Raw genomic sequence first — 13,216 nt, forward strand, 5'->3', positions numbered from 1 at the left:
AGTAGGTCACCGCCGGAACATCATTAAGGTCGAGGACCCCCAACCACGTTGGGGGTCCTCCCGCATTTAAACCCCCCATCCCACCACCAGGACCCTCCCGCACCACCGGCAGCCGCCCCACCAACCCACCCGCACCACCGGCAGCCGCCCCACAGACCATCCCGCACATCCCGCCGGTCACACCCCAACCCTCCCGCAGCACCTGCACGGGCCCGCGCCGGAGCTCCGGGGAGGCATCACCTACCCTGCTGCCGGAGCTGCGGGAGCGTCCAGGCCCGCCCAACGCAGCCACGCCGGCAGCCCGCGGGTAGAGTTGGTGCCCATGGAGAACCTTTTCAGCCACGCACCCTCTGATGCCGCCGAGACGCCGGAACCGGCACCGGGAGAGGGGCTGGACCAGTTCGTCTATACCGTCATTGTGCCGGGGGCAGTCGCCCGGGCCTTCGTCGGTTTCACCGAACACACGCACCTCTGGTGGCCTCTTGAGGATCACAGCGTATTCGGGGCCGGCTCCTACGTGGAATTCGAGGAGAACCTGATCCTGGAGAGCGCGGACGACGGCAGGACGGCCATTTGGGGGTCCATCGACGACTGGCAGCCCCCGCTCTCCTTCCATGCGAGCTGGCACCCAGGATCATCCGCGGTGTGGTCCACGGAGCTGCGCGTCGCCTTCCGGGCCGTCGAGGACGGTACGGAGTTGCGGTTGGTGCACAGTGGCTGGGAGGGCGCCGAGGACCCTGCGGCTACGCGGGCGGAGTACGCCGCCGGCTGGCCCGGAGTGCTCGACCGCTTCGTGCGCTTTATGGGCGGCGACGGTGCCTAAGAGTCGGCCTGCAGCCCGCATGGCCGCGCTCCTGCCCGGTTGCTGAGCCGGCCGGTCCGCGGAATCCGGAGAATTCCCCGGATTTCCGGGCGTTGATCCCGGGGCAACCAGGCCATGGAGCAAGCAACTGGGGAGGAACGCGCCGCAGAGGCAGCGGTCAGTACCTAGCGCAGCGGCGCCGGGTCCACGGGCGGAACGGCCGTGCTGGAACGTATTACGAAGTGCGTGGGAAACTCCGTGTCGGCCGCCTCGTCCTCGCGGCCGCCGTCGAGCCCGGCCAGGAGGCGCCGGACAGCCAGTGCCCCTTGGCCGCGGGCGTCTTGGTCGATGGTGGTGAGGCCGAAGACCTCGCCGAGTTCGTGGCCGTCAATACCGATCACCGACAGGTCGTAGGGGACGCGGAGCCCGAAGTCGCGGGCGGCGAGAATAGTGCCGATAGCCATCTCATCGGATGCGGCGAAAACCGCCGTGGGCCGTTCCACGGAGCTGCCCAGCAGGCGTCTGGCGCTGGCGTAGGCGCCCTGGATCGTGAAGTCGGCGGAGATCTGCCACTCGGGACGGACCGCCAGCCCTGCGTCGTTCATGGCCTTCTTGAATCCGGCCTGGCGGGTGCCCGGAAGGCGGAAGTCCTGCTCGTAGGCGGCATCGCCGGTCATATGGGCGATCTTGCTGTGGCCGAGCTGGATCAGGTGCCGGGCCGCGGCCTGGGCGATGCCTGAGTCGTCGATGCGGATGGTCGAGGCCCCCGGCAGCGGACCGCCGATGCCGACGATGGGCCGGTGGATCGCGAGCAGTTGCTGGATCTCGGCCTCGCTAAGCTCCAGCGACACGGCAATCACCGCGTCCACCCGCTTGCGCAGCAGGAAGTCGTTGAGCACGCTGTGGCGGCGTTCCTGCCCCCCGCTGACGTTGTAGAGGGTGAGATCGTACCCCGCGTCCAGCAGGGTGGCCGAGACGCCTTCCACCACCGACGAGAAGAACCATCGGTGCACGGACGGAACCACGACGCCGACGTTGTGGTTCCGCCCGGAGGCCAGGCTGGAGGCGTGATAGGAGAGAACGAACCCGAGTTCGGCCGCCGCGTTCCGGGCGCGTTCACGGCTGCGGGCCGAGACGTTCCCTTTGCCGCTCAAGGCCCGAGAAACGGTGGCTATGGAGAGGCCAGCGCGCTCCGCGACGTCCTTGATGCCGGGCATTCTTAGCTCTCCGCGTCCTCGATGTAGATTTCCAGCCAAACAGTTTCCCCTGAGCCTAACCGATGCCCGGAGGCGGCCGGTTCAGATGACTTTGCCCCGTCCCCGGCGGCGTCCTGGGAGCTGCGCAGCAGCACCCGCCCGGCGGGCAGTTCGACAGGTTCGTGCCCCGCGTTGAGGAGCGCCAGGGTGGTGCCGTTCACGTACGCCAAGCACGTGTCCGTGCACCATTCCTCAGCCCAGGCGAGTGAACCTTGGCCGAGCCCAAGCTCGCGCCGCACGGCAAGCATGCGCCGGTAGAGATTAAGGTGCGACGACGGCGAGGCGGCCTGGGTGTCACGCGCCAGTCCCGCGAAGCTCGCCGGCTGCGGAAGCCACGGCGCCGCACCGCCGCCGAATCCGGCGTGGAGTTCGGCGGCGCGCCACGGTAGCGGCACGCGGCAGCCGTCACGGCCCAGCCGCTCACCGCCGGTGCGGGCAAAGGTGGGGTCCTGCCGCTGGTGGTCGGGGATGTCGATCCCGTCGGGCAGGCCAAGCTCTTCGCCCTGGTACAGGTAGGCGCCGCCGGGAAGGCCCAGCATAAACATGGAGGCGGCCGCGGCCCGGGAGCGGCCCAGGGCCTCGTCCGGCTGCGGATCGAAGGTGCCGATGCCGTCGCCGTCGCGCGGTGCGCGGCCGTCGTAGCCGAAACGGGTGGCGTGCCGGACGACGTCGTGGTTGGAAAGGACCCAGGTGCTGGGGGCTCCCACCGAATCGAGCGCCGTCAGCGACTCCGTGATGACGCCACGCATGCGGTGGACGTCCAGGCCGGTGTGCAGGTACGGGAAGTTGAAGGCCTGGTGCATTTCATCGGGCCGGACCCAGTCGGCCAGGCGGGGGAGCGGGTCCACGTTCGCTTCGGCGCAGAGGATCCGGTCCGGGCCGTATTCGGCCAGGATCCGCCGCCACTTGCGGTAGATGTCGTGGAGGGCGGGCTGGCCGAACATCGGGGCGTCATGGCCCGGGAAACCGTCGCAGCTGTTCCCGTCGGCGCGGCCGCCCCACTCGGGCAGGCCGGGAGCCTTGACGAGGGCGTGGGCAACGTCCACCCGGAAGCCGGACACACCGCGGTCCAGCCAGAAACGCAGGACGCGCTCGAATTCCTCGTGCACGGCGTCGTTGTCCCAGTTGAAGTCCGGCTGGGAGGTGTCGAACAGGTGCAGGTACCACTGGCCGGGCGCGCCGTCCGGTTCGGTGATCCGGGTCCAGGCCGGGCCGCCGAAGTGGGATTCCCAGTTGTTCGGCGGTTCTTCGCCATAGGCGCCGCGGCCGTCGCGGAAGATGAACATGTCCCGTTCCGGGCTGCCCGCGGGAGCGGCCAGGGCTGCCTGGAAGGCGATGTGCTGGTCCGAGCAGTGGTTGGGTACGAGGTCCACGATCATCCGCAGGCCCAGCCGCGTGGCCTCGGCCATCATCGCGTCGAAGTCCGCCAGCGTGCCAAACAGGGGGTCGACGTCGCAGTAGTCGCTGACGTCGTAGCCGGCATCGCGCTGCGGCGAACGGTAGAACGGGGAAAGCCAGACGGCGTCGATCTCCAGTTCGGCCAGTTGCGGAAGTTCCGCGGTGATCCCGGCGAGGTCGCCGATGCCGTCCCCGTTCAAGTCCCGGAACGAGCGCGGGTACACCTGGTAGATGACGGCCGAACGCCACCAGCCGGGGAGGTGATCGGCGGCGTGCACCGGCGTCAAGGGGCCGGTCAAGGGCCCGGCCAGCGGCGCGGCTGATACGGCGGGGGCGATGAGTGCTGAGTCAACGGACATGCCGGTAATCGTAAGGCCGAACCGGTCAAAATGAAAACGCTTCCAGCGCGGATCGCCGCGAACCTTTATTTATGGTCACCTGCAGGCGCCGCGGCACCCTTCTGCGCCAGCGCGCTGAACTGCGGGTTCATCCCGAGTTGCTGCTCCCGGCCGTTCAATTCGACCGCATCCGATACTCGCCGGTAGGGTGACTTTCCAAAGTCATGTTCAGCGTGTACCTTGGAAGCGCTTGCAGCTGTGAGCCACATCACCGACGATGCCACCAGGCCTCCGGAGTCTTCACCAGGGCTCGGACGGAGCCTCCAGCGTGGATGCAGGATTTATGAAAGGGACACCAATGAAGGTGCAGAACACCCTCACAACCGGGACCAGCCGCCGCGTATTCACGGCCGGCGCGATCTCCGTAGTTGCCGCGCTGGCGCTCAGCGCCTGCGGCGGCGCCGCAGCCACCGCCCCCGCCACGGCCACGGCTACCGCCAAGCCGGACCTCAAGGCCTCCGGGGCCAGCACCATCACCATGTGGGTTGACGCCGAGCGCTCGCCCGCCCTGAAGGACATCACGGCGAAGTTCAAGGCTGAAACCGGAATCGACGTGAAGCTTGTGGTCAAGGACTTCGCGGCAGTCCGCGACGACTTCATCACCCAGGTTCCCACGGGCAAGGGCCCGGACCTGATCGTCGGCCCGCACGACTGGGTAGGCAAGTTCGTCCAGAACGGTGTCATCGCCCCCGTCGAGCTCGGCGACAAGACGGACTCCTTCCAGGAATCCTCGGTCAAGGCCATGACCTTCAACGGTTCCGTTTACGGCGTTCCGTACGCGATCGAAAACATCGCGCTGCTGCGCAACACGGCAATCGTGCCGGATGCCGCCAGCACCTTCGATGAGGTGGTCGCCAACGGCAAGAAGGCCGTCGCCGACGGCAAGGCCAAGTTCCCGTTCCTGGTGGGCATGGACCCGAAGCAGGGTGACCCGTACCACCTGTACCCGCTGCAGGCCTCCATGGGCTCGCAGATCTTCGGCGTGACCGCCGACGGCGGCTACGATCCCAAGCAGCTCCTCATCGGCGACGCCGCCGGCGTCGAGTTCGCCAAGAAGTTGGCCGCCTGGGGCGACGCCGGTGAGAAGATCATCAACTCCAACATCACCGGTGACATCGCCAAGGAGAAGTTCCTGGCCGGCGAGTCCCCGTACTACCTGACGGGGCCGTGGAACGTGCCGGACGTCCAGAAGAAGGGCATCAAGTTCGCCGTGGACGCGCTGCCGACAACCGGTGACAAGCCGGCCCAGCCGTTCATCGGCGTCAACGGCTTCTTCATCAGCGCCAAGAGCGCCAACGCCCTGGCCACCAACGAGTTCGTGACCAACTACCTCACCTCCGAGGCAGCACAGGACTCCATGTACAAGGCCGGAGGCCGTCCGCCGGCGCTGAAGTCATCGTTCGAGAAGGCCGCCAGCGATCCCGTCGTGGCAGCGTTCGGCAAAATCGGTGCAACCGGCGTCCCGATGCCGGCCATCCCGGAAATGAGCGCCGTCTGGGCTGACTGGGGCGCCACCGAGCTCGCCCTGATCAAGGGCCAGGGCAACCCGGCCGCCGACTGGGCCAAGATGGCCGCCAGCATCAAGGCAAAGATCGCGGGTTAGTCCCCGCGCCGGATCCTGACGTTTGCGCTACGTCGACAAGCGTCACGAACCGGCAAGCACCGGGCCGGGCGGCAGCGATGCCGCCCGGTCCGTTCCTGCACCACCACCAGCTGCTCCCAAGGACTGTAGACAGCCATGACAGATACCGAACTCCGCCAGGCCGGCACCCCGGCCGCCGCAAAGGGCACGGCAACAGCCCCGGACGGCGCCGCCGGGCGGCCTGCCCGTCCGGTCAAGAGGCGCCGCCGCTTCGGCCCGGACACCACCAAGGGCACCGTCGCCAAGATCGTGTTGCTGGGCCTCGTGGACGCACTGGCCGTCTACGTCCTCATGATGCTTTTCCTCAGCGAGTCGTGGGGCGCGCTGGCAGTCTCCTCCGCCGTCGTCCTGGCGATCAACTGGATCTATCTGCGCAAGGGCGGGCTCCCCGCCAAGTACCTGGCCCCCGGCGTCCTGTTCCTGCTGGTCTTCCAGGTCTTTGTGGTCATGTTCAGCGGCTATATCGCCTTCACCAACTACGGCGACGGGCACAACAGCACCAAGGATGATGCGATCGCCGCCATCCAGCTCACCGCGCAAAAGCGCGTCCCGGATTCCCCGGCCTACAAAGCCGCCGTCCTCGCCAAGGACAATTCCTTCTACCTGCTGTTCACCGACCCGGACGGCAAGGTCTCGCTCGGCAACACCGAAACCCCGCTGGAGGAAATCTCCGACGCCGGCACGGACTCCACCGGCAAGGCCAACGCCGTGGACGGCTACCGGACCCTGAACTTCCAGGAGATCGTCGCGAACCAACAGAGCATCCTGGCCATCATGGTCCCGGTCTCCGACGACCCCGCCGACGGGACGCTGCGCACGGCAGACGGCAGCAACGCGTACCAGTTCAAGCCGGCCCTGACCTACGACGACGCCGCGGACACCTTCACGGACACCGAAACCGGGACGGTCTACCAGGACAACGGCAAGGGGGCCTTCGCGGCCAGCAACGGCGATACCCTGACCACCGGCTGGAAGATCGACGTCGGCATGGAGAACTTCGTCCGTGCCTTCACCGACCCCAGCCTGCGCGGGCCGCTGCTGGGCGTCATCCTCTGGACCTTCACCTTCGCCATCGCCTCCGTGGCGCTGACCTTCGCGATGGGCCTCTCCTTGGCGATGACCTTCAACCGGGAGGACCTGAGGGGCAAAAAGATCTACCGGATCCTGATGATCCTGCCCTACGCCTTCCCCGCGTTCCTCTCGGGGCTGGTCTGGTCCGGCATCCTCAACCCGCAGTTCGGCTGGCTCAACCAGACCCTGCTGGGCGGCGCAACGATCGGCTGGCTCACGGACCCCATCCTCGCCAAGATCAGCGTGCTGGTGGTCAACCTCTGGCTCGGCTTCCCCTACATGTTCCTCGTCTGCACCGGCGCACTGCAGTCGCTGCCCACGGAGCTGGACGAAGCCGCGCGGATGGACGGCGCCGGGCCCTGGCGCGTGTTCCGCTCCATCAAGCTGCCGCTGCTGCTGGTCTCCATCGCGCCGCTGCTGATCTCCTCCTTCGCCTTCAACTTCAACAACTTCAACGTGATCTTTATGCTGACCGGCGGCGGACCGCGCTTCGCGGACACTGACCGGGACATCGGAGCCACGGACATCCTGATCACGCTCGTGTACAAGGTGGCGTTCGGGCAGGGGACGGGGCGTGACTACGGCCTGGCCAGTGCCCTGGCCATCATCATCTTCATCATCGTGGCCACCGTTTCGGCCATCAGCTTCAAGCAGACCAAGGCACTCGAGGACGTGAACTCATGAACGGGTCAGCACCAGGCACCGTCAGTCCGACGACGGCTCCGGCCGACGTCGACGACACCACAACGGGCAGCAGCGCGACAGGCCACACCACGGTCCAGGACCTGAAGGCGATGGCGCGCCGGCGTCCCTTCGGCGTCTGGTTCAAGGACAAAGGCTGGCGGCACCTCGTCGGCATCACCGTGACCCTCTTCGCGATCTTCCCGCTGCTCTACGTCCTCTCCGCGGCGTTCAACTCCACCGGCACACTGGTGGGCTCCAACGCACTGTTCAGCCGGATCGACTTCGGAAACTTCACCGCACTGTTCAACGACCCCTCACGGCCCTATGCCCGCTGGTTCGTCAACACCATGGTGGTGGGAACTGTGACGTCCGCGGCCACCGTTTTCCTTGGCGCCATGGCGGCGTACGCGTTCTCCCGGATGCGCTTCAAAGGCCGCCGGATCGGGCTGCTGAGCCTGCTCCTGCTGCAGATGTTCCCGCAGCTGCTCGCCGTCGTCGCGATCTTCCTGCTGCTCAGCGGCATCTCCGAGGTCATCCCGGCGCTGGGCCTCGGCAGCCAGCTGGGCCTCATCATGGTCTACCTGGGCGGTGCCCTGGGCGTGAACACCTACCTGATGTACGGCTTCTTCAACACCGTCCCGCAGTCCCTCGATGAGGCGGCCAAGATTGACGGAGCCAGCCACACGCAGATCTTCTTCGGCATCATCATGCGCCTGGTCACGCCGATCCTGGCCGTTGTGGGCCTGCTGTCCTTCATCGGCATTTCCGGCGAGTTCGTGATCGCCAGCGTGGTGCTCACGGACCCGGACAGCCAGACACTCGCCGTCGGGCTGTATTCCTTCGTGGCGCAGCAGCGGTCCGAGAACTGGGGAGTCTTCGCCGCCGGTGCCGTGATTGCCGCGGTGCCCGTTATGGCACTCTTCCTCTTCCTGCAGCGCTACATCGTCAGCGGCCTCACCCAGGGCTCGGTGAAGGGCTAGGCATGAACGGGCTGGGCATGCCGGGAGCGGGAATGGCACGGCCGCTGCCGCACCACGACGGGTCCGGCCTGCATGCCCCGCAGCAGGTGTCGCTCGGCGACGAGGCCCTGCTGCGGGTCCGGGTTCCCGCCGACTGGGGACGCGCCGCCCGGGTGTGGCTCCGTTCGATCCAGGACGGCGAGCCCCGTTATGAGCCCTGTACAGCTTTGGGCGAGGCGGACGGCTGGGTCTGGTGGGAGGCGCCCATGACCGTCACCAACCCGGTGGCCCGGTACCGTTTCCTGCTGGAGGTCCCGGACGGCCACGAGGAGCCCGACGGCGGTGCGGCAGGCTGCGCGGGCGGCGAGACCGGCGCGCCTCCCGGCTCTGCGGCCGGGGGGCTGCGCTACTGGAGCCTGAACGCACAGGGGATCTTCAGCCGGGATGTCTCCGACTACGCGGACTTCCGGCTGACCACGTTCCCGGCAGCGCCGGACTGGCTCCGCGGCGGCACGATGTATCAGATCTTCCCGGACCGCTTTGCCCGCTCCTCCGGGTCGGACGCGGGCCTTTCGCCGGAAGACCGGGCCGCGGACCAGGCGGCCCCGGAGTGGGCGGTGCCGTGCAGCTGGGACACTACCCCGGTGGAGGGCTCGGGCCCGCAGACGCCCTACCAGTTCTACGGCGGGGACCTCGGCGGCGTCATCGAAAAGCTCGACCATATCCAGCAACTGGGCGCGGACGTCGTCTACCTGACACCGTTTTTCCCGGCACGCTCCAACCACCGCTACGACGCCTCCACGTTTGCCTTCGTGGATCCGCTCCTCGGCGGCGATGGGGCCCTGGTGGAGCTCGTTGAGGCGGCCCACGCCCGGGGCCTGAAGGTGATGGGCGATCTCACCGCCAACCACTCCGGGGACGCCCACGAATGGTTCCGGCGCGCCCTCGCCGAACCGGATTCCGAGGAGGCGGGCTACTACTACTTCAACGGCGACCACACCGGATACGAATCCTGGTACGGCGTCCCCTCGCTGCCCAAACTCAACTGGACCTCGGAGGGGCTCAGGGAAAGATTCGTCCTGGCCGACGACTCGCCCGTGGCCCGCTGGCTCAAGCCCCCCTTCAACCTGGACGGCTGGCGGATCGACGTCGGCAACATGACCGGGCGGCTTGGGGCCACGGATCTCAACCACGACGTGGCCCGGCTGATCGCCGACCGGGTCCGGGAGATCAACCCGGACGCGGCACTGCTGGCCGAGGCCACCAACGACGCCGCCCCGGACTTCAGCGGTGAACACTGGCACGGCGCCATGACGTACTCCAACTTCACCCGGCCGCTGTGGTCCTGGCTCGCCGGAGACGCCGCGCACGTCAACTTCTTCGGCACCCCCTTGCCCGGTCCCAACCGGACCGGCGCCGAGGACTTCCTGGCCACCCACCTGGACCTGGCGGCCGCCTTCAGCTGGGACGTCCGGCAGCAGAACATGAACGCGCTGAACAGCCACGACACCGCGCGGGCCGCCACCGTCATGATCGACGGCGGCCAGCGGCTCGGTGTGGTGCTCATGTTCACGCTCCCCGGCGTCCCCGTCGTGTTCGCCGGCGACGAATTCGGGCTCAAGGGACACAACGGCGAAGCCTCCCGCACGCCGATGCCCTGGAACGATCCGGACCGGGTCCTGACCGACCTCCGCGATGACTATGCCGCACTCGCCGGGCTGCGCCGGGACCAGCCCGCACTGACCGGCGGAGGCATCCGCTGGCTGCACGCACACGGTGACGCCCTGGCATTCGTGCGGGAAGAAGCGGGGAGTTCCGTGCTCCTCGTCGTGGCCCGGGACGCCGCGGAGGTCGCACTGCCGCCGGGACTGCTCACCCGCGCCCAGCTCGGGGCCCTCGCGGAAGCCCCCGCATTCGCCACCGGCCGCATCAACGCCGGTCTGGAGAACATCGGCCCCGAGACAGGCGGGCAGATCAGGGCGAATGGCGCCGCTCCATCCGCCCTGATCTGCACCCGCGGCCCCGCGGCGGGAGTCTGGGTGCTGCCCGGGACCCCGTTGCCTTAGGCACACTGCCCCGGCAGGTTGGATCCGCGCCTTAGACTGAAGGCCGGATTCGACGAACTGGAGACCGCATGAGCATCATCGACGAGCTCACCTCTGCCCTGGGCCCGGCGAAAGTCGCCCTGGACACGCCCACCCTGACGGCCTATGCCGTGGACCAGGCTCCGGTGCTGGACTACCAGCAGCCGCAGGCCGTGGTGCGTGCCGAATCGGTCGAAGACGTCCAGGCCACCGTCCGCGCCTGCGCCGCGCACGGGGTGCCCTTGGTGGCCCGCGGCGCCGGCACCGGCGTTTCAGGCGGCGCGCACGCCAGCAAGGGCTGTGTTGTGCTGAGCCTCGAACGGATGAACCGCATCCTGGACCTCAACCCGGACGATGAGACGGCCGTGGTGGAACCCGGGGTGGTCAATGCCGACCTCAACACCGCCGCCGCGGTGCACGGCCTCATGTATGCCCCGGACCCGGCCAGCTTCAAGCTATCCACCATCGGCGGCAACGTGGCCACGAACGCCGGCGGCCTGCGCTGCGCCAAGTACGGGGTCACCCGGGACTCGGTGCTGGCGCTCGACGTCGTGCTCGCGGACGGCTCGCTCATCCACACCGGCCACCAGACGTTCAAGGGCGTCGCCGGCTACGACCTCACCGCGCTGTTCGTCGGCTCCGAGGGGACGCTGGGGATTGTCGTCGGCATCACCGTGCGGCTCAAGTACCTCCCGCAGGACGTGCACACGGTGGCCGCCTTCTACCCGGACTTCCGCAGCGCCGCGGCGGGCGTCCTCGCCGTGGGAAAGGCCCGCGTGCAGCCGGCCATCATGGAACTCCTCGACAGCGGCACGCTGGCCCAGCTCGATGAGATCCACGGCTCGGACCTCGCCGCCAGGGGAAAGTCGCTGCTCCTGATCCAGACCGACGGCTTCGGTGCGGCCGCAGAGGCAGCGGCCATCCGGCCGGTCCTCGCGGCCGGCGGGGCCGTGGTGACCATGGAGGCCAGCGCGGAGGCGGAACTGCTGGTGGACCTGCGGCGCAACAGCCGGGGAGTGGAAGTCGACGACGAATACCGCGTGGGTGAGGACGTCGCCGTCCCGCGCTCCCGGCTGGTGGACTACGTCGCCGAGCTTGAGGCCATGGCGGCGGCGAACGGGGTCAAGCTCAAGGTGGTGGCGCACGCCGGGGACGGGAACCTGCACCCCACCTTCTGGGTGGACCGGGTGGATAGCACCGTCGACGCCGACGCCATGGAGCGGCTGGGCGCGGCCCTGGACAAATCCGTCACTGTGGCACTCGCGATGGGCGGCACCATCACGGGGGAGCACGGGATCGGACAGTTCAAGTTGCGCTGGCTCGGCCTGGAGCAGAAGGAGCCCGTGCGCGAACTGCAGCGCCGGATTAAGGAACTTTTCGACCCGGCCGGGATCCTGAACCCCGGCAAAGCGATCTAGTCCGGCACCGGGATTTAGCCCGGCCGTGCCAGAAACCGGCGGGACGGCGGCCGGCCCGCCGGGAACCTAGTCGTCGGAGTCCGGGTATTCGTCGATGGATTCGTCGGCGCCGTAGCGCGACTCCTCGGTCTCGACCTCCAGAATCTTGAGCAGTCCCGTGTCCGGGTTGAGCATGATGGCCGCCTCGTCGCGGCGGTGGCGCAGCTCGGAGTCAATGTAGGACTGCACGGCTTCGGCCAGCGGGATGTGCCGGTTCTCTTTCTCGGACATGTACCAGCGGTGTTCCAGGATCTCGTGCACAGCCTCCGCCGGCTCCAGCTTCCCGGACAAATCGCGGGGGATGGAACGGACAATCGGTTCGAAGATCTGGCTGACCCACAGGTGGGCGCTGTATTCCTCGTCCATTCCGGGGTTGTTGTCCGCCCGGAAGGAGTCCATGTCGTTCAGGAGTCGGCGGGCCTGGTTTTCCTGCGCGTCCAGGCCGGTCAGGCGCAGCAGCCGGCGCTGGTGGTGGCCGGCGTCCACCACTTTGGGCTGGAGCTGGATGGTGGAACCGTTCTGCGTCGTCTTGATCGCGTATTCCTCGACGTCGAACCCCAGCTCGTTGAGCTTCCGGATGCGGGCCGCCACCCGCCAGCGCTCGCCGATCTCGAACGATTCCTTCTCGGTCAGCTCGGTCCAGAGGCGGCGGTAGCTGTCCATGATGAGCTCGCTCGTGGCTACCGGGTCCACTTTTTCCTCGATGAGCCCGCCGTCGAGGAGGTCCATGAGCTCCCCGGCGATGTTGACGCGGGCGATTTCAAGATCGTATTCGCGCTGTCCCGTGGAGAGGTCCGGATACAGCTCGCCGGTTTCCGCGTCCACAAGGTAGGCGGCGAACGCGCCGGCGTCGCGGCGGAAGAGCGTATTGGACAGCGAGACGTCGCCCCAGTAGAAGCCGATCAGGTGCAGGCGGACCAGCAGCAGGGCCTGGGCGTCGATCAGGCGGGTGAGGGTGTCCTTGCGCAGCATCTGCGAGAAAAGGGCGCGGTACGGCATGGAGAACTTCAGGTGCCGGGTAACCAGCACGGGGTTCAGCGGCCGCCCCTCGGGTGTGGTGCGCCCGGTGATAACGGCGACCGGTTCCACGCACGGGACGTCCAGCCGGGCGAGTTTGCGCAGCATGTGGTACTCGTGGCGGGCCACGTGCTCCGAGGTCTCCTTGATGGCGATGACCGAACCGCCCAGGTGGGCGAAGCGCACGATGTGGCGGGAGATGCCGCGGGGGAGCGCGGCGAGGTATTCCGCCGGCCAGTCCTCCAGGGCGATGTGCCACGGCAGGTCCAGGAGCTCCGGTTCGGTGGCTGCGGCCGTGATGCTCAGGGAACTCGAGGCCACGGAACCCTTGCTGTCATTGGCGCTGGCGGCTTCGAACCGGGGCAGCTTGCCGATCTGACCGTAGTCGGTGGGTTCGTCGTGCCACTGGGCGCCGTTGTCCTCGGTGCTGGAGTTTCGCTCGGTCATA

General features: G+C 67.9%; 9 protein-coding genes. 6 read left to right on the plus strand and 3 right to left on the minus strand.

Annotated features, from left to right (window positions below; translation table 11 throughout):
* Positions 1-322: 322 nt before the first annotated feature.
* Positions 323-823 (plus strand): SRPBCC domain-containing protein, encoded by a 501-nt coding sequence (locus AC6EUH_RS16735; protein WP_499739355.1) that lies wholly within the window; start codon positions 323-325, stop codon positions 821-823.
* Between the two features lie 164 nt (positions 824-987).
* Here the strand turns inward: AC6EUH_RS16735 and AC6EUH_RS16740 are convergent, their stop codons facing one another.
* Both AC6EUH_RS16740 and AC6EUH_RS16745 read right to left on the minus strand, forming a co-directional pair.
* Positions 988-2,019, minus strand: coding sequence for a LacI family DNA-binding transcriptional regulator (locus tag AC6EUH_RS16740; RefSeq protein ID WP_499739356.1), 1,032 nt, complete (start codon positions 2,017-2,019; stop codon positions 988-990).
* A 2-nt stretch (positions 2,020-2,021) separates the two neighbouring features.
* The gene (locus AC6EUH_RS16745; RefSeq protein WP_499739357.1) at positions 2,022-3,815 is read right to left on the minus strand and encodes a glycoside hydrolase family 13 protein; all 1,794 of its coding nucleotides are present in this window, start codon (positions 3,813-3,815) and stop codon (positions 2,022-2,024) included.
* Positions 3,816-4,152: 337 nt separating this feature from the next.
* Here AC6EUH_RS16745 and AC6EUH_RS16750 point away from each other — a divergent pair, with 337 nt between their 5' ends.
* From AC6EUH_RS16750 to AC6EUH_RS16770, 5 genes are all read left to right on the plus strand, one after another.
* Positions 4,153-5,457, plus strand: a complete 1,305-nt coding sequence (locus AC6EUH_RS16750) for a sugar ABC transporter substrate-binding protein (protein ID WP_499739358.1) — start codon at positions 4,153-4,155, stop codon at positions 5,455-5,457.
* 135 nt (positions 5,458-5,592) lie between these two features.
* Positions 5,593-7,251 (plus strand): ABC transporter permease subunit, encoded by a 1,659-nt coding sequence (locus AC6EUH_RS16755; RefSeq protein WP_499739359.1) that lies wholly within the window; start codon positions 5,593-5,595, stop codon positions 7,249-7,251.
* Between the two features lie 110 nt (positions 7,252-7,361).
* On the plus strand, positions 7,362-8,231 hold the full coding sequence (locus AC6EUH_RS16760) for a sugar ABC transporter permease (protein ID WP_082492565.1): 870 nt from the start codon (positions 7,362-7,364) through the stop codon (positions 8,229-8,231).
* A 32-nt stretch (positions 8,232-8,263) separates the two neighbouring features.
* The gene (locus tag AC6EUH_RS16765; protein ID WP_499739360.1) at positions 8,264-10,276 is read left to right on the plus strand and encodes a glycoside hydrolase family 13 protein; all 2,013 of its coding nucleotides are present in this window, start codon (positions 8,264-8,266) and stop codon (positions 10,274-10,276) included.
* A 68-nt stretch (positions 10,277-10,344) separates the two neighbouring features.
* Positions 10,345-11,712, plus strand: a complete 1,368-nt coding sequence (locus AC6EUH_RS16770; protein ID WP_056424286.1) for an FAD-binding oxidoreductase — start codon at positions 10,345-10,347, stop codon at positions 11,710-11,712.
* Between the two features lie 66 nt (positions 11,713-11,778).
* Here the strand turns inward: AC6EUH_RS16770 and AC6EUH_RS16775 are convergent, their stop codons facing one another.
* Positions 11,779-13,215 (minus strand): DUF4032 domain-containing protein, encoded by a 1,437-nt coding sequence (locus AC6EUH_RS16775; protein WP_056424289.1) that lies wholly within the window; start codon positions 13,213-13,215, stop codon positions 11,779-11,781.
* Position 13,216 lies beyond the last annotated feature (1 nt).

It is taken from the genome of Arthrobacter sp. 001422645 (assembly GCF_059816125.1).